General features: G+C 62.6%; 17 protein-coding genes. 12 read left to right on the top strand and 5 right to left on the bottom strand.

What is annotated here, in order from left to right; translation table 11 throughout:
* Nucleotides 1-27 precede the first annotated feature (27 nt).
* From JL811_RS15400 to JL811_RS15345, 12 genes are all read left to right on the top strand, one after another.
* Nucleotides 28-1,056 (top strand): methionine synthase, encoded by a 1,029-nt coding sequence (locus JL811_RS15400; protein WP_202689595.1) that lies wholly within the window; start codon nucleotides 28-30, stop codon nucleotides 1,054-1,056.
* A gap of 597 nt (nucleotides 1,057-1,653) precedes the next feature.
* Nucleotides 1,654-2,604, top strand: a complete 951-nt coding sequence (gene trbB, locus JL811_RS15395; protein WP_475636554.1) for a P-type conjugative transfer ATPase TrbB — start codon at nucleotides 1,654-1,656, stop codon at nucleotides 2,602-2,604.
* Nucleotides 2,601-2,930: a TrbC/VirB2 family type IV secretion system protein gene (locus JL811_RS15390; protein ID WP_202689593.1), complete on the top strand. Its 330-nt coding sequence runs from the start codon at nucleotides 2,601-2,603 to the stop codon at nucleotides 2,928-2,930. Before trbB ends, JL811_RS15390 begins: the two co-directional genes overlap by 4 nt.
* Complete coding sequence (locus JL811_RS15385) at nucleotides 2,930-3,211, top strand: VirB3 family type IV secretion system protein (RefSeq protein WP_202689592.1); 282 nt, start codon at nucleotides 2,930-2,932, stop codon at nucleotides 3,209-3,211. Before JL811_RS15390 ends, JL811_RS15385 begins: the two co-directional genes overlap by 1 nt.
* A 10-nt stretch (nucleotides 3,212-3,221) precedes the next feature.
* Nucleotides 3,222-5,732 carry a conjugal transfer protein TrbE gene (gene trbE / locus JL811_RS15380; protein WP_202689591.1) on the top strand — a complete coding sequence of 837 codons (2,511 nt, stop codon included), beginning with the start codon at nucleotides 3,222-3,224 and terminating at the stop codon, nucleotides 5,730-5,732.
* On the top strand, nucleotides 5,729-6,511 hold the full coding sequence (gene trbJ / locus JL811_RS15375) for a P-type conjugative transfer protein TrbJ (protein WP_202689590.1): 783 nt from the start codon (nucleotides 5,729-5,731) through the stop codon (nucleotides 6,509-6,511). Before trbE ends, trbJ begins: the two co-directional genes overlap by 4 nt.
* A gap of 17 nt (nucleotides 6,512-6,528) precedes the next feature.
* The gene (gene trbK-alt, locus JL811_RS15370) at nucleotides 6,529-6,831 is read left to right on the top strand and encodes a putative entry exclusion protein TrbK-alt (RefSeq protein ID WP_202689589.1); all 303 of its coding nucleotides are present in this window, start codon (nucleotides 6,529-6,531) and stop codon (nucleotides 6,829-6,831) included.
* A gap of 2 nt (nucleotides 6,832-6,833) precedes the next feature.
* Nucleotides 6,834-8,180: a P-type conjugative transfer protein TrbL gene (trbL, locus tag JL811_RS15365; RefSeq protein ID WP_202689588.1), complete on the top strand. Its 1,347-nt coding sequence runs from the start codon at nucleotides 6,834-6,836 to the stop codon at nucleotides 8,178-8,180.
* Nucleotides 8,177-8,866 (top strand): conjugal transfer protein TrbF, encoded by a 690-nt coding sequence (gene trbF, locus JL811_RS15360; protein ID WP_202689587.1) that lies wholly within the window; start codon nucleotides 8,177-8,179, stop codon nucleotides 8,864-8,866. Before trbL ends, trbF begins: the two co-directional genes overlap by 4 nt.
* Nucleotides 8,863-9,891, top strand: a complete 1,029-nt coding sequence (gene trbG, locus JL811_RS15355; RefSeq protein WP_202689586.1) for a P-type conjugative transfer protein TrbG — start codon at nucleotides 8,863-8,865, stop codon at nucleotides 9,889-9,891. The genes trbF and trbG overlap by 4 nt, the downstream gene beginning before the upstream one ends.
* Complete coding sequence (locus tag JL811_RS15350) at nucleotides 9,888-11,012, top strand: TraB/TrbI/VirB10 family type IV secretion system protein (RefSeq protein ID WP_202689585.1); 1,125 nt, start codon at nucleotides 9,888-9,890, stop codon at nucleotides 11,010-11,012. Before trbG ends, JL811_RS15350 begins: the two co-directional genes overlap by 4 nt.
* A gap of 2 nt (nucleotides 11,013-11,014) precedes the next feature.
* Nucleotides 11,015-11,233: a DUF2274 domain-containing protein gene (locus JL811_RS15345; protein ID WP_202689584.1), complete on the top strand. Its 219-nt coding sequence runs from the start codon at nucleotides 11,015-11,017 to the stop codon at nucleotides 11,231-11,233.
* Between the two features lies 1 nt (nucleotide 11,234).
* Here JL811_RS15345 and JL811_RS15340 read toward each other — a convergent pair whose 3' ends face one another.
* From JL811_RS15340 to cydB, 5 genes are all read right to left on the bottom strand, one after another.
* A complete protein-coding gene (locus tag JL811_RS15340; RefSeq protein WP_202689583.1) occupies nucleotides 11,235-12,155 on the bottom strand; it encodes a LysR family transcriptional regulator in 921 nt (306 codons plus the stop codon).
* Between the two features lie 256 nt (nucleotides 12,156-12,411).
* Nucleotides 12,412-12,528, bottom strand: coding sequence for a YbaN family protein (locus JL811_RS15335; RefSeq protein ID WP_198838865.1), 117 nt, complete (start codon nucleotides 12,526-12,528; stop codon nucleotides 12,412-12,414).
* Between the two features lie 164 nt (nucleotides 12,529-12,692).
* Nucleotides 12,693-13,622: an SDR family NAD(P)-dependent oxidoreductase gene (locus JL811_RS15330; RefSeq protein ID WP_198838864.1), complete on the bottom strand. Its 930-nt coding sequence runs from the start codon at nucleotides 13,620-13,622 to the stop codon at nucleotides 12,693-12,695.
* 255 nt (nucleotides 13,623-13,877) lie between these two features.
* Entirely contained in the window at nucleotides 13,878-14,018 is a 141-nt protein-coding gene (gene cydX, locus JL811_RS15325; RefSeq protein ID WP_198838863.1) for a cytochrome bd-I oxidase subunit CydX, read from the bottom strand.
* Nucleotides 14,019-14,030: 12 nt separating this feature from the next.
* A complete protein-coding gene (cydB, locus tag JL811_RS15320; protein WP_198838862.1) occupies nucleotides 14,031-15,182 on the bottom strand; it encodes a cytochrome d ubiquinol oxidase subunit II in 1,152 nt (383 codons plus the stop codon).
* Between the last annotated feature and the right edge of the window lie 3 nt (nucleotides 15,183-15,185).

The raw sequence follows: 15,185 nt of genomic DNA, 5'->3' as shown, positions 1-15,185 counted from the left end.
CGACACCAGAACACAAGGTCTCCGACGATGAACAAACTGCTCCCCACCTCGACTGCCGGCAGTCTGCCCAAACCCTCCTGGCTTGCAGAACCGGAAAAGCTCTGGTCGCCTTGGAAGCTGCAAGTAGAGGCGCTGGTCGAAGGCAAGCAGGATGCGCTGCGTCTGACACTGATGGATCAGCAACAGGCCGGGATTGATATCGTCAGCGATGGCGAGCAGACCCGGCAGCACTTCGTCACCACCTTCATCGAGCATCTCGACGGCGTGGATTTCGAGAAACGCGAGACCGTCCGGATCCGCGACCGCTATGATGCGAGCGTGCCCACCGTTGTCGGCGCCGTCGAGCGCCCGAACCCGGTGTTTGTCGAAGATGCGCGCTTCCTGCGCCAGCAGACCCAGCAACCGATCAAATGGGCGCTGCCCGGTCCCATGACCATGATCGATACGCTCTACGACGCCCATTACAAAAGCCGCGAGAAACTGGCCTGGGAATTCGCCACGATCCTCAACCAGGAGGCGCGGGAGCTGGAGGCCGCCGGTGTCGATATCATCCAGTTCGACGAGCCCGCCTTCAACGTCTTCTTCGACGAGGTGAACGACTGGGGTGTTGCCACGCTTGAACGCGCCATCGAGGGCCTGAAATGCGAAACGGCCGTCCATATCTGCTATGGCTACGGCATCAAGGCCAACACCGACTGGAAAAACACGCTGGGGTCGGAATGGCGCCAGTATGAGGAATCTTTCCCCAAGCTGCAGAAATCCGGTATCGGCATGATCTCGCTGGAGTGCCACAACTCCCATGTACCAATGGATCTGATCGAACTTCTGCGTGGCAAGAAGGTGATGGTCGGCGCCATTGATGTCGCGAGCGAGACCATCGAGACCCCGGAGCAGGTGGCAGACACGTTGCGCAAGGCGCTGCGATTTGTCGATGCCGATAAGCTCTATCCTTGCACTAACTGCGGTATGGCGCCGCTGTCGCGGCGCGTGGCCAAAGGCAAGCTTGCAGCACTGGGTGCGGGCGCGGCAATCGTCAGAGGAGAGCTCTTGGCCTGAGGCTTCGGACTTTGAATCGTCTTCGAGGCGTGCGATGGCTTTCTGCCGCCGGGCTTGCCTGTTCGCTTTGGCTAGTCGTCATCGTCAGAGGCCCATATGTTCTCCTTCACTCCCACACTTAGCCATCGCCGCATTTCCGCAGCGAGAGCGCCAGTGCCAAGCGGATCTCCGCCCTCGGGGCTGATCCGTCGGCGATCTCGCTTCGGTCCGTCCCAACGGTTGCTCTGATAAAGCTGCTGCGTCTGTCATGCCGCATTGCCGTCAGGCCGGTTTCGGCCCAACGGGCCACTTTGGCAAGGATGGAGCACCTTCTCTGCCGCACCTGCAAACGGCGGCTTAGTCTCGCATAGCGTTCATGATTTCCCGAATCTCGAGCCAAAGTTGGGCCACGATCCGCAAAGCTTTTTTTGGCGCTCACCGCCGTTCTCCTGTATTTGTACGCCACGCTACTACGACCGTCGAAACTAGTTGAAACGCCCCGATTCGGCTCTCTTTTAGTCATCCCCATCCGGGGAGCGTCTCCAGCCTCCCCGGTGGAACGGGGACGAGATGGCAGGCAACATTCACAAACAGGCAGTGGTGGACCGCGGCGCGCGCATGCTCCGGACGGCGCTCGGGCCTGCCATCTCAACCCTTCTGCAAGACCCTGCTGTGGTCGAGGTCATGCTGAATCCGGACGGGCGGATCTGGGTGGACCGGCTGTCCGAGGGACTGGCCGATACGGGGGAGGTGCTGTCGCCTGCCGATGGCGAACGTATCGTGCGGTTGGTTGCCCACCATGTCGGCGTCGAGGTCCATACCCGCAGCCCGCGTGTCTCTGCCGAACTGCCGGAAACGGGTGAGCGCTTCGAGGGTCTGCTTCCTCCTGTGGTGGCCGCGCCAGCCTTCGCCATCCGTAAACCCGCCGTTGCCGTCTTCACGCTGGATGACTACGTGGCCGCCGGCATCATGTCTGCGGGTCATGCGGCAGCCCTGCGCCGCGCGGTTGCAGCCCGCGCCAACATCCTGGTGGCGGGAGGCACGTCGACCGGCAAAACCACGCTGACCAATGCATTGCTCGCTGAGGTGGCGAAGACCCAGGATCGCGTGGTCATCATCGAAGACACCCGCGAACTGCAATGCGCGGCGCCAAACCTCGTTGCCATGCGCACCAAGGACGGCGTCGCGTCCCTGTCAGAACTGGTGCGCGCCTCTCTGCGTCTGCGCCCGGATCGTATCCCCGTCGGCGAGGTGAGGGGGGCCGAGGCCCTCGATCTCCTCAAAGCCTGGGGCACAGGTCACCCCGGCGGGATCGGCACCATCCATGCCGGGTCCGGCATCGGAGCTCTGCGCCGCCTCGAACAACTCATCCAAGAAGCCGTCGTCACCGTGCCGCGTGCCCTGATCGCGGAGACCATCGACCTCGTGGTCGTTCTCTCCGGTCGCGGATCAGCCCGCCGACTTGCGGAACTCGCCTCGGTCGAGGGGCTCGGCCCTGACGGCGACTACCGGATTTCCCCCGCCTTTTCCGATCCCACCACCACTCCCAACTCAGGAGACCCTCAATGATCCGTTCCACCCTCCGTATCCACCAGCATGTCGCGACCGCTGCTGCCTTCGTTTCGGCGAGCCTGATGACCTCCCCGGCCTTTGCCGCGGGGTCCTCCATGCCCTGGGAGGCCCCGCTGCAATCGATCCTGCAATCGGTCGAGGGGCCGGTCGCCAAGATCGTCGCGGTGATCATCATCATCGTCACCGGTCTGACATTGGCTTTCGGCGACACTGGCGGCGGCTTCCGGCGGCTGATCCAGATCGTCTTTGGTATCTCCATCGCCTTCGCGGCCAGTTCCTTCTTCCTCAGCTTCTTCAGCTTTGGTGGCGGGGCGCTGATCTGATGGCCCTGAGTTTCGAGGCCCTCGACGCGGTGCCGGGATTCAGCGTCCCGGTTCACCGCGCCCTGACCGAGCCGATCCTGCTCGGTGGGGCGCCGCGCTCCGTCGCCATCCTGAATGGCACGCTGGCCGGCGCGGTCGGCCTCGGCCTTCAGCTCTGGCTCATCGGCATCCTTATCTGGGCGGTTGGCCATATCGCCGCCGTCTGGGCCGCCAAGCGTGATCCGCTTTTTGTCGAGGTGGCGCGCCGCCACCTGCGGATCCCCGGCCATCTCTCGGTGTGAGGCCCCCGCCATGATGAATCTTGCAGAATACCGCCGCACCGCATCGCGCCTCGCCGATTTCCTGCCCTGGGTGGCGTTGGTCGGGGAGGGGACGGTCCTCAACAAGGACGGATCATTTCAGCGGACCGCGAAGTTTCGCGGTCCCGATCTGGATTCCGCCGTGGCGGCTGAGCTCGTCGCGGTTGCAGGGCGGCTGAACAATGCCTTCCGCCGCCTAGGCTCCGGCTGGGCCATCTTCGTCGAGGCGCAGCGGTGTGAAGCCGCGACCTATCCGGCGAGCCGCTTTCCCGATTCGGCCTCGGCGCTGGTCGACGCCGAGCGCAAGGCCGATTTCGAGGAGGAGGGCAGCCATTTCGTTTCGGGGTATTTCTTGACCCTGCTTTGGCTGCCGCCCGCAGAAGATGCCGCGCGCTCGGAGGCCTGGCTCTATGAGGGGCGCGAGATCTCGGGAGTGAACCCCTGGAAACAAGTGCGCGGCTTCATCGACCGCACCGACCGCGTGCTGGCGCTGCTCGATGGCTTCATGCCGGCGTGCCGCTGGCTCGATGACGCGGGCACGCTGACTTACCTCCACTCCACCATCTCGACCAACCGCCACCGGGTCCGGGTGCCGGAAACCCCGATCTATCTCGATGCGCTGCTGGCCGATCAGCCGCTGACAGGTGGGCTTGAGCCGCGCCTGGGCAATCAGCACCTGCGGATTCTGACCATTACCGGGTTCCCGGGCACGACCACGCCCGGCTTGCTCGACGAGATGAACCGGCTGGCCTTTCCCTATCGCTGGTCGACCCGTGCCATTCTCATGGACAAGACCGATGCCACCAAGCTGCTGACGAAGATCCGCCGACAATGGTTCGCCAAGCGCAAGTCCATCGCAGCGATCCTCAAGGAGGTGATGACCAACGAGCAATCCGCGCTGGTCGATACCGATGCGGCGAACAAGGCCGCCGATGCCGACATGGCCTTGCAGGAACTCGGTGCGGACCTGGCGGGTATGGCCTATGTGACGGCCACCATCACCGTCTGGGACGAGGATGCCCGGCGCGCCGACGAAAAGCTGCGGCTGGTCGAAAAGATCGTCCAGTCACGCGACTTCAGCGTCATGGTCGAGACGGTCAATGCCGTTGACGCCTGGCTCGGCAGCCTGCCGGGGCATGCCTATGCGAATGTCCGCCAACCCCCGGTCTCGACGCTTAACCTTGCCCATATGGTGCCCTCCAGCGCGGTATGGGCGGGCGAGGCGCGGGACGAACACTTCAACGGGCCTCCGCTTCTTTATGGCCGCACGGAAGGTTCGACCCCGTTCCGGTTTTCTCTTCATGTCGGGGATGTCGGCCATACCCTCGTGGTCGGCCCGACCGGCGCTGGCAAATCTGTCCTGCTGGCGCTGATGGCGCTCCAGTTCCGCCGCTACCCGCGCAGCCAGATCTTTGCGTTCGATTTCGGGGGCTCGATCCGCGCATCGGCCCTCGCCATGGGCGGTGACTGGCACGATCTCGGAGGCGAGCTGACCGAGTCATCTGAGTCCTCGGTTTCGCTGCAACCGCTGGCTCGCATCCATCAGACTGCTGAGCGGGCCTGGGCCGCGGACTGGATCGTCGCGATCCTGATGCGCGAGAACATCCAGATCACGCCTGAGGTGAAGGAACATCTCTGGACGGCGCTGACTTCGCTTGCCTCTGCCCCCATCGGGGAACGCACCATCACCGGCCTTGCCGTGTTGCTGCAATCCAGTGACCTGAAGCAGGCGCTGCGCGCCTATTGCGTCGGTGGACCTTATGGCAGGCTGCTGGATGCCGAGGCCGAACATCTCGGCACCGCCGATGTTCAGGCGTTCGAGATCGAGGGGCTGGTCGGCACCGGAGCGGCGCCGGCGGTCCTCTCTTATCTATTTCATCGCATCAGCGACCGGCTCGATGGCCGGCCGACGCTGCTGATCATCGACGAGGGCTGGCTGGCGCTCGATGATGACGGCTTCGCGGGCCAGCTCCGCGAATGGCTCAAAACGCTGCGCAAAAAGAATGCCAGCGTCATCTTCGCCACGCAGTCGCTCAGCGATATCGACAATTCCGCCATCGCCCCGGCAATCATCGAGTCCTGCCCGACGCGGCTCCTCTTGCCGAACGAGCGCGCCATCGAGCCGCAGATCACCACGATCTATCGACGTTTCGGGTTGAATGACCGCCAGATCGAGATTCTGGCGCGGGCGACACCCAAGCGGGACTATTACTGCCAATCGCGACGCGGCAACCGGCTCTTCGACCTCGGCCTCTCCGAGATCGGCCTCGCGCTTTGCGCGGCCTCCTCGAAATCAGACCAGGCGATGATCGCCGAGATTCTCGCGACCTATGGCCGTGATGGCTTTCTCGACGCCTGGCTGCGAGCGCGTGGCGTCGATTGGGCGGCCGATCTGATCCCGAACCTCACCAACCTCGCGGATGACCCCGAGGAGACGTCCCCCGTCACGATCCTCGATGACGGGGTCAACCTCACCCTGAATGAAGAGGAGATCACCCCATGACCTGCAAGACGCGGCCCTTCCTGTGCACGGCCAGCGCAACCGCATTCGCCCTGACACTTGCCGCACCGATGGTGCTCGCCCCGGTGTTCACGACGCCGGCCCATGCCTTCTTCGGTGGTTTCGGCCGGATCGTCTACGACCCTACCAACCATGCCGAGAACCTGCTGACGGCCGCGCGGACTCTGGAGCAGATCAACAATCAGATCACCTCGCTCCAGAACGAGGCGCAGATGCTGATCAACCAGGCCCGCAATCTCACGAGCCTGCCTTATAGCTCGCTCCAGGCGTTGCAACAGAACGTGAGCCGCACCCAGCAGCTTCTGGGGCAGGCCCAGAACATCGCCTTCGATGTTCAGAACATCGACCAGATGTTCCAGCAGGACTACGGCAATCTGTCCCTGAGCGCGACCGACACCCAGATGATCGCGGATGCGCGCAGCCGTTGGGAAAACACCGTGGGCGGCCTGCAGGATGCGATGCGGGTGCAGGCTGGCGTCGTCGGCAATATCGACAGCAACCGCGTCGAGATGGCCGCACTGGTGGGCGAAAGTCAGGGTGCGACCGGCGCGCTGCAAGCGACGCAGGCTGGCAATCAACTGCTCGCTCTTCAGTCGCAGCAGCTCTCTGACCTGATCGCGGTGATCTCGGCAAACGGCCGGGCCGAGGCGTTGACCGAGGCCGAACGCGCGAGCGCCGCCGAGCAGGGCCGTATCCAGCGCGAGCGCTTCCTGACGCCGGGCACGGGCTACCAGCCCGGCAATGCCCGCATGTTCAACTGATATCGGGGGGGCAAGGTATGGAAGGGAAGGTGCTGGCTCGGATTGCGGCCGTGGTGTTCGTCGCCGTCGCGCTCACCGCGGCGGTCATCGAGATGACGCGCAAGGACATATCCGTGCCATCACCTTCTGCTTCGGCGCTTCAGGCTCCGGCGAATCCGCTTCGCCTTGAGCTGCGGCGCTGCCAGGAAATGGGCGAGGCGGCGGCCAATGATGCTGAGTGCTTGCGCCTCTGGGCCGGGAACCGTGACCGCTTTCTGGGGCGGACACCTGCGTCATCGACACCTGCCCAACCTGGTCCTTGCCCGATTGGGGGGCAGTAATCATGGGCGGAACCGGCGTAATTGACAGCTTTCTCGGCATCTTCACCAGCTATATCGACTCCGGCTTCGGCTTGCTGGGCGGAGAGGTCGCCTTTATCGCCACCACGTTGATCGTCATCGACGTGACGCTTGCGGCTCTGTTCTGGGCCTGGGGTGCAGATGACGACATCCTCGGCCGGCTCGTGAAGAAAACCATCTTCGTCGGGGTCTTCGCCTATATCATCTCCAACTGGAACAATCTCGCCCGCATCGTCTTTGAGAGTTTCGCCGGTCTCGGCCTCATGGCCTCCGGCACCGGGATCTCGGCGGCGGATCTGCTGCGTCCGGGCCGGGTCGCCCAGATCGGCCTGGATGCCGGCAGGCCGCTGCTCGACTCCATCTCCGACCTGATGGGCTGGATCGCGGTCTTTGAGAATCTGGTGCAGATCCTCTGCCTGTTCTTCGCCTGGGCGCTTGTGATCCTCGCCTTCTTCATTCTCGCCGTGCAGCTCTTCGTCACGCTGATAGAGTTCAAGCTGACCACGCTCGCGGGCTTCGTGCTGATCCCCTTTGGCCTCTTCGGTAAAACCGCCTTCATGGCCGAGCGGGTGCTGGGCAATGTCGTCTCCAGCGGTATCAAGGTGCTGGTCCTCGCCGTGATCATCGGCATCGGCTCGACCCTGTTTGGCCATTTCACCGCCGCCTTCGGTGGCGCGACACCGACGATCGACGACGCCATGGCCATCGTGCTGGCGGCTCTTTCCCTTCTCGGCCTCGGAATCTTCGGCCCGGGCATCGCCTCCGGCCTTGTCTCGGGTGGTCCCCAACTCAGCGCTGGTGCTGCCGTCGGGACCGGCCTCGCGGTTGGCGGGGCAGCCGTTGCGGCGGGCGGCGCGACCATGCTGGCCGCGCGTGGCGGTGGTGCAGCCCTTTCCGGTGGCACGGCCCTGGCGCGCGGCGGGGCCTCCGCGGCTGGTGCTGCGTCTTCTGCCTATACCTTGGGCGCGACCGGCGGTGCGGGTGTTGCCGCAGGTCTCGGTGGCGTTGCCCGCGCAGGCGCATCCGCTGCCGCATCGCCCCTGAAACGTGCCGCCTCCCGAGCCGCTGAAAGCCTCAAATCCAGCCATGCGGGAGGGGTGCGGGGCGGCGTCGCCGCCACCGGCGGCACCACCACGATGGGAACTGTTGGTGGCGCGCCATCCGCACCCGATGCGCCTGTCCCAGCCGGTGGCCCGCCCGCCTGGGCACAGCGTATGCAGCGCAGCCGCGCCATGAGCCAGGGCGTCAGGGCCGCCGCCCATGCCGTCCGATCCGGCGACAGCCGTGGCGGCGGCTCCTCGATCAGCCTTTCTGAAAGCGACCGCACATGAACATCTTCAAACGTCCATCCACCCATTTCGGCAAGGTGCCGCAACCAGAGACACCCTATCAGAAGGCTGCACAGGTCTGGGATGAGCGCATCGGCTCGGCCCGGGTTCAGGCTCGCAACTGGCGCTATATGGCCTTCGGCTGCCTGATCCTTTCCGCAGGCTTCGCCTCGGCGCTGGTCTGGCAATCGGCGCGCGGGACGGTGGTGCCCTGGGTGGTGCAGGTCGACACTCTCGGTCAGGCCCAGACCGTCGCACCAGCCACTGCCGACTACCGGCCCACCGATCCGCAGATCGCCTTTCATCTCGGCCGTTTCATCGAGCAGGTCCGGGCGATCCCGGCTGACGCCATCATCGTGCGTCAGAACTGGCTACGCGCCTATGAGTTTACTACGGATCGCGGCGCGGCGGCGCTGAACGAACATGCCCGAACCAATGATCCCTTTACCCGCGTCGGTCGCCAGCAGGTGGCGGTCGAGGTTTCCTCAGTCATCCGGGCTTCGCCCGACAGTTTCCGCGTCGCCTGGACCGAGCGGCATTTCGAGAGTGGTCAGCTTTCCACCACCGAGCGGTGGACGGCGATCCTGACCATCGTGATCCAGACCCCGCGGGACGCCGAGCGTCTGCGGGCCAATCCGCTCGGAATCTACGTCAACGCTGTTTCATGGTCGCGGGAGATGAGCCAATGACCCCGATATTGTCCTGCAAAGCCGCAGTCCCGGCTTTCCGTAAACCCGCTGTTGCAGCTTTGCTGCTGTCCGCCTCCCTGCTGGCGGGATGTGCCAGGAACCAGGTGCCGCAGTTCAACTACGATGACGATGTGCCGTCGGTGGCAACTGCGCCGACGGTGGTGGCAGATACGAGACCCCGCCCACTGCATGTTCCGCCTGCCTGGACGGTGGCGCGTGGCGGCACAGCCGCCGGCACGCCGGATGGTCGGGTCGAGAACGCCAATGCCGCTGCCCGAATCGAGCCGCGCCGGGAAGGCTATTACAATGCCATCCAGATCTACCCCTGGAGCGAGGGCGCGCTCTATCAGGTCTATGCCGCAGTCGGCCAGATCACCACGATTGCGCTGGAGCCGGGCGAGAGTCTGACCGGGGCGGGGCCGATTGCGGCGGGCGACACCGCACGCTGGGTGATTGGCGACACCGAAAGCGGCAGCGGGCCGAACCGGCGGGTCCAGATTCTCGTCAAGCCGACGCGGCCGAATATTTCCACCAACCTCGTCATCACCACCGACCGGCGCATCTATATGATCGAGCTGCGTGCCCGCGAGGCGCTCTACATGCCCGCTGTGGCTTGGTCCTATCCCGCGCCGCCGCCGGGCAAGCGTCAGAGTGTGCCTGCTGCGCCCGCCATCCCAGCTGAGTCCGCCCGCAACTATCGATATGGCTTGCAGCTTCCCGGCGAGAGCCCGCCATGGCGTCCGGTTGCCGTTTTTGATGATGGCCGCCGCGTCTATGTCGTCTTCCCGCGTGGGATCGTGCAGGGCGAAATGCCACCGCTATTCGTTCTGGGTAGCGATGGCGAGCCGCAGATCGTCAACTCTCGCGTTCATCAGAACGTCCTGATCGTGGACCGGCTGTTTGGCGCGGCCGAGTTGCGTCTTGGCAGTGGCGATCGTCAACAGGTCGTCAGGATCATCCGCATGGAGCTGACACAGACTGAGGCAGAGACACCTGCGCCAACGGCGGGAGGATCGCCGACATGACCGAGAAACTTGCCGCCCCCATGCGGCTGCGCGCCGATGCGCCCCGTGTCACCCGCCTGTCCCGAAAGATGTTGGCGGGCGTCGGCGCTGTCGCCCTGCTCGGCATCGGCGGCACGCTGATCTACGCGCTTCAGACCCGGGATGCCGGGCCGGGCGGTGGCGAACTCTACTCGACCGAGAACCGGCCTACGGCGGATGGTCTCGCCGGTCTGCCGCGCGACTATACAGGCCCCGTCCTTGGACCGGCATTGCCCGGTGATCTCGGTCGCCCGATCCTTGACGCGCAGAACCGGGGGCAGCCCGTTGTTCCACCGCCCATGACCCCGCCGACGGTCGATCCCGAGGAGCAGCGCCGTCTTGCCGAGGAAGAAGCCGCCCGCCTGAGCAACGTGTTCTTCCAGACCGGCCCCCGCACCGGCGCAGGAGCGGGACCGGCGCTGGCGGGGCTTGGCGGGCTCGACCTTGGAGGCGTTGCCGGGCCGCAGGATGCTGCCACGGGTTTCCTGAACGGCCCGGTGGATCGTCAGACCGTTTCCCCGGATCGTGTCGCGCCGCCGGCGTCCCCCTATACCCTTCAGGCTGGGGCCGTCATCCCGGCCGCCCTGATCACCGGCATCCGCTCTGACCTTCCCGGCCAGATCACCGCGCAGGTCACCGAAAACATATATGACAGCCCGACTGGCAGCCTGCTCCTCATACCGCAGGGCACGCGCATCATCGGGCAGTATGATGACGATGTAACCTTCGGACAGCGCCGGGTTCTGCTGGTCTGGAACCGCTTGATCCTTCCCGGTGGCCGGTCGATCGTTCTGGAGCGCCTGCCGGGCGCGGATGCCGGCGGCTATGCGGGCCTCGAAGATGGTGTCGATTACCATTGGTGGGATCTGATGCGGGCTGCGGGCCTGTCCACGCTGCTGGCTGTCGGGGCCGAGCTTGCCACAAGCGATGAGGACCGGCTTGTCCGCGCCATCCGGGATGGCGCGCAGGATACGATCAATCAGGCCGGTCAGCAGATCGTCCAGCGCCAGTTGCAGGTCGCGCCGACGCTGGCCATCCGGCCCGGCTTTCCGGTCAGGATCATCGTGACCCGTGATATTATGTTTGAACCGGCAGGAGGTTGACCATGGCCAAGCTGAAACTCGGCCCGCTCTCTGATGATACACCCATCAAGGTGACACTAGAATTGCCGGCGCCACTTCATCGAGATCTGGTCGCCTATGCCGAGGCGTTGGCGCGTGAGAGCGGCCAGCCCACTACGCAGCCCGTCAGGCTGATCGTGCCGATGCTGGAGCGATTCATCGCGACCGATCGAGGCTTCGCAAAGGCACGGCGTTCTGGGTAGGCTACGATCTCACGGAACGGTCGGCCATTGTCTTCGCTAGGCTAAGTAACCGCCGTAAAGCTGGATTGTCGTTCTTCGCCGACCAAACGGCTGAGAAGGGGAGTATCTCACCTAAAATCTGAAGATAGACCACTCCAGGGAACTGCGCAACGGTCATCGCTTCGCTTACAAGCGTCAAACCCCGATCAAGTGCGACGAGAGGCATCAGGTTGTCACGACTTACATGCTGGACCTGGATTACGGGACGTCGTCCAAAGTCTGCGATACGTCGCACCAAATGATCGTGGATCTCTTGACCAGGAGCGGTTTCGCTTACAATGAATGTTTCTTCGGCGAGGTCGCGCCATCTTAGCTTCTTGTTTTTGGCTAACGCATGGTGAATCGGAAGAACTGCAAATACACGCTCGGACCACAGATGCCGCTGGTCGCAGTCGGGCCAATTCCGTGTTCCCGTAATAAAAGCAACGTCGAGGCTGAGCTGTCGAATTGCCGATATGTGCTCGATTGGATTTCCGTCAATCATTTCGATCTGTATTTCGGGATGGTGTAGTCCATAGATGCCCAGCAAATCGGCTAAAAATCCCGAAGCAATGGAGGAATAGATCCCGATGCGGACACGACCGAGCTCGGATCGTCCAGCGGAGGCAGCCTCATCGACGCCTTCGCTAATGGTCCTGATGGCTCTGCGTGCTCGAGAGAGAAAGCGTTGACCCGCATAGGTCTGTGACACGCCCCAAGTATGCCGATGAAAGAGCGATGCGCCGATCTTATTCTCAAGTTCGGCCACGCACCGGCTGATTGCTGACTGTGACAGCCCGAGAGCCGATCCAGCCTTGCGAAAGCTGCCATGTTCTGTCGCGGCCAAGAAACATCTTAGGTGGCGAAATTCAATTGAAACCGAATGATTATCCTCCTTCTGCATACGTTGCATACCTTATCTAATGCCGCAGTACCTCCGGCAATCAATTAGATAAATTTTCCGCGCCCCCCTTTTGGGCGGGTGCTGCGAACTGTGAGTGGTTTTGTAACCAGTAACACCGACGACACAGTTGCCTCACGAACCCGGATCGTACTTGCAGGGATTAAGCGAAGCTTAAGAGGGCTGTGTCCCAGGGCGCAATATTTTCAAATAGTTGTGATTAATCATGTATTGTCGTTGGCAGGGTTTGCCGGTTTGATCACCTTGTGATGGCATTCCAGATACCCGACTGAGCAAAGCAGCCTGTGGCAAGGATCAGGAAGATCGTGGTCGACATCAGTGGCAGGAAGGCCCCGATGAAGCCGCGCGTGACCATGAGAACCCCGGCACGAGTAAGCTCGCCCGACCTGCGGTGACAGCGGTCGTGCCGGGGGACATGGTCATCTCAGATGTTCGGTCACCAGCGCGCGCACCCGGGCGAAGGCGACTTTGACCCCGGCGATGCAGCGAGCCAGTGTGGGAGCCTCCCACAAGGCGATCTCAGCCTGCCGTATACCCCCCGTCAATTACAAGCTTCTGGCCTGTAACAAAGGAAGATTCGTCCGACATCAGGAAGACTGCGGGCTTGGCAATTTCGACAGGAACGCCCATGCGACCACCAAACTTGCCCCGTGGAACGATATCGGCCTGTTCTACCGGGTCGTTGCAGAGCGGGTGCAGTGCCGCCAGTTGGGTGAAGTCGAAAGCATCTGTTGCCAGCGTCTTCTCTTTTGCCAACTCGCCCTTATCGGCATTGACCGCAGCCTGAAACAGGGGAGTCATGATATAGCCCGGGTTCACCGTATTAACGCGAATGCCATATTCCGCCAGTTGAAGAGCCAAGGCCTTGGACAGGCCGACGACGCCATGCTTGCCCATCGTGTATTGAATCAAGTTGAAGCGATCGATTAGCACATCGCCCGTGTCCGGGTTCACGACCTTGGGGCGACCGACGACACCGTGAATACTGGATACCAGCACGATGGAGCCTTTCGTCCCGTGCTTGATCATCAGACGCGAACCGTAGAGGGCGGTGTGGAAAACTCCGTCCTCATTAATGCTTTGAATGAACTTACGGGATTTCAGGACAGCTTCCGGATCCTTGTCGAAGTCCTCGGCCGTTGCCACCCCGGCATTGGCCATAACAGCATCGACGCGGCCATAGGTCTTTTCGGTGATATCGAACAGCTTTTCGACATCCTTCGGGTCTCTTACATCTGTATGGACATAAAGAGCCCGTCCGGTGCCATGTTGTTCGTTCAGGCTTTTCGCGAAGGCTTCGCCCAGTTCGTCGTTGATATCGGAGATGACGACTCCCGCAGCCCCTTCTGCCAGAGCTTCGCGAATGGTTGCCGATCCAATGGAATCATATCCCGGGATCGCAGAGACCGAGCCCGTCACCACGACAACTTTATCGTTTAGCTTACCCATGTAGACTTCTCCTTTGGTTGGGTTGGGGTGACGCAAATATTGCGTGCCACCACTGTTTGCATGCGCCTGAGTATATCTTTCTCACCTGATTGTGGATCGCCTGGATCGGTGGTCCCCCACACGTTCAGGGGGATGCGCTAGTCGAGTTTTCTGCTGAGCTGTGCGAAGATGAGATCCGAACGAGAGAGAGTTGCTTTCATTGCGCCGCAAATCATGATTGTGCTTTTTAGATAGAAACGGTGCATCGGTTCCAACTTAGGATTGGCTTTGCTTGGGGGAAACCGATTTCGCTTGGCTGTGTTGATCGTCGTCTTCCAGCATTTCGTACCACATTGCGTTCAGAACCGCGAAGCAGACTGCGAGCGGCAGACCGAGGATCCAGGCAAAATACCACATTTCTGTTCCCTTTCAGTAGGCGTGACCGCCACCTGTGATGTCGTCTTCCTCGACCTTGCCCCAGAGCAGTTTGTAGGCCCAGGCCGTGTAGGCGGCGATCAGAGGCAAGAAGATTACGGTGACAAAGAGCATGATGAAGAGCGTCAGATGGCTGGAGGATGCGTCCCAGACCGTCAGGCTGGCCCCGGGCTGCACTGTCGAGGGCAGGATGAACGGAAACATCGACAGCCCGACCGACGAGATGATCCCGAAGATCGAAAGCTTCGAGAACAACAGCGTTCCGATCTCGCGTCCCGAGCGCAGCCCCCACAACACCAGAAGCGCGCCGACGAAGCCAAGGGCGGGGGCCAGCAGCATCCAGGGATGGGTGGCGTAGTTCGCAAACCAGCCGCCTGCCGAGGTCTCGACGGTTTTTGCCAGCGGGTTGGACGGGCCGGACGGGTCGATCACGCTGGTGATGCGGTAACCATCGACAAAGAGCCAAAGGGCCAACCCGCCAAGTGCATAGAGCCCGATGGTGGCAAGGGCCGCGATCCGGGCGAAGGACCGCGCCCGTGCCGCAACCGGCCCCGAGGATTTCAGCACCAGCCAGTTCGCCCCGTGCATCGCCAGCATGGCGACCGACAACAGGCCGCACAGCAGCGCGAAGGGGTTCAGGAGGCCGAAGAAGCTGCCGTCATAGAAGATCCGCAGGTCGGAGCCGAGCCGGAACGGCACCCCTTGCAGCACATTGCCGACAGCGACACCGAAGATCAGCGCCGGGACGAAGCCACCTACGAACAGCGCCCAGTCCCAGTTCCTCCGCCAGCGTGCGCCTTCGCGTTTCGAGCGATACTTGAACCCGACCGGGCGCAGGATCAGCGCGGCGAGGATAGCAAACATCGCAAGGTAGAAGCCCGAGAAACTGACCGCATAAAGCGGCGGCCAGGCGGCAAAGATCGCCCCGCCGCCGAGGATCAGCCAGACCTGGTTGCCCTCCCAGACCGGGCCGATGGTGTTGATGACGATGCGCCGTTCCATATCGGTCTTGCCGGCGAAGGGCAAAAGCATCCCCACCCCAAGGTCGAAGCCGTCCATCACGGCAAAGCCGATCAGCAATACGCCGAGCAGCAGCCACCAGATGACGCGCAACGTGCCGTAGTCGATGAGTTCATGCAGGATCATGGC

Origin of the sequence: Szabonella alba (genome assembly GCF_016765775.1) — a bacterium.
GTDB lineage: Bacteria > Pseudomonadota > Alphaproteobacteria > Rhodobacterales > Rhodobacteraceae > Szabonella > Szabonella alba.
This window is presented reverse-complemented; position numbering and strand designations above follow the sequence as displayed.

Bases quoted from the DNA above. Each gene is read 5' to 3' on its own strand.
- JL811_RS15400 (WP_202689595.1), top strand. From the start codon at position 28: ATGAACAAACTGCTCCCCACCTCGACTGCCGGCAGTCTGCCCAAACCC.
- trbB (WP_475636554.1), top strand. From the start codon at position 1,654: ATGCTCCGGACGGCGCTCGGGCCTGCCATCTCAACCCTTCTGCAAGAC.
- JL811_RS15390 (WP_202689593.1), top strand. From the start codon at position 2,601: ATGATCCGTTCCACCCTCCGTATCCACCAGCATGTCGCGACCGCTGCT.
- JL811_RS15385 (WP_202689592.1), top strand. From the start codon at position 2,930: ATGGCCCTGAGTTTCGAGGCCCTCGACGCGGTGCCGGGATTCAGCGTC.
- trbE (WP_202689591.1), top strand. From the start codon at position 3,222: ATGATGAATCTTGCAGAATACCGCCGCACCGCATCGCGCCTCGCCGAT.
- trbJ (WP_202689590.1), top strand. From the start codon at position 5,729: ATGACCTGCAAGACGCGGCCCTTCCTGTGCACGGCCAGCGCAACCGCA.
- trbK-alt (WP_202689589.1), top strand. From the start codon at position 6,529: ATGGAAGGGAAGGTGCTGGCTCGGATTGCGGCCGTGGTGTTCGTCGCC.
- trbL (WP_202689588.1), top strand. From the start codon at position 6,834: ATGGGCGGAACCGGCGTAATTGACAGCTTTCTCGGCATCTTCACCAGC.
- trbF (WP_202689587.1), top strand. From the start codon at position 8,177: ATGAACATCTTCAAACGTCCATCCACCCATTTCGGCAAGGTGCCGCAA.
- trbG (WP_202689586.1), top strand. From the start codon at position 8,863: ATGACCCCGATATTGTCCTGCAAAGCCGCAGTCCCGGCTTTCCGTAAA.
- JL811_RS15350 (WP_202689585.1), top strand. From the start codon at position 9,888: ATGACCGAGAAACTTGCCGCCCCCATGCGGCTGCGCGCCGATGCGCCC.
- JL811_RS15345 (WP_202689584.1), top strand. From the start codon at position 11,015: ATGGCCAAGCTGAAACTCGGCCCGCTCTCTGATGATACACCCATCAAG.
- JL811_RS15340 (WP_202689583.1), bottom strand. From the start codon at position 12,155: ATGCAGAAGGAGGATAATCATTCGGTTTCAATTGAATTTCGCCACCTA.
- JL811_RS15335 (WP_198838865.1), bottom strand. From the start codon at position 12,528: ATGGTCACGCGCGGCTTCATCGGGGCCTTCCTGCCACTGATGTCGACC.
- JL811_RS15330 (WP_198838864.1), bottom strand. From the start codon at position 13,622: ATGGGTAAGCTAAACGATAAAGTTGTCGTGGTGACGGGCTCGGTCTCT.
- cydX (WP_198838863.1), bottom strand. From the start codon at position 14,018: ATGTGGTATTTTGCCTGGATCCTCGGTCTGCCGCTCGCAGTCTGCTTC.
- cydB (WP_198838862.1), bottom strand. From the start codon at position 15,182: ATGATCCTGCATGAACTCATCGACTACGGCACGTTGCGCGTCATCTGG.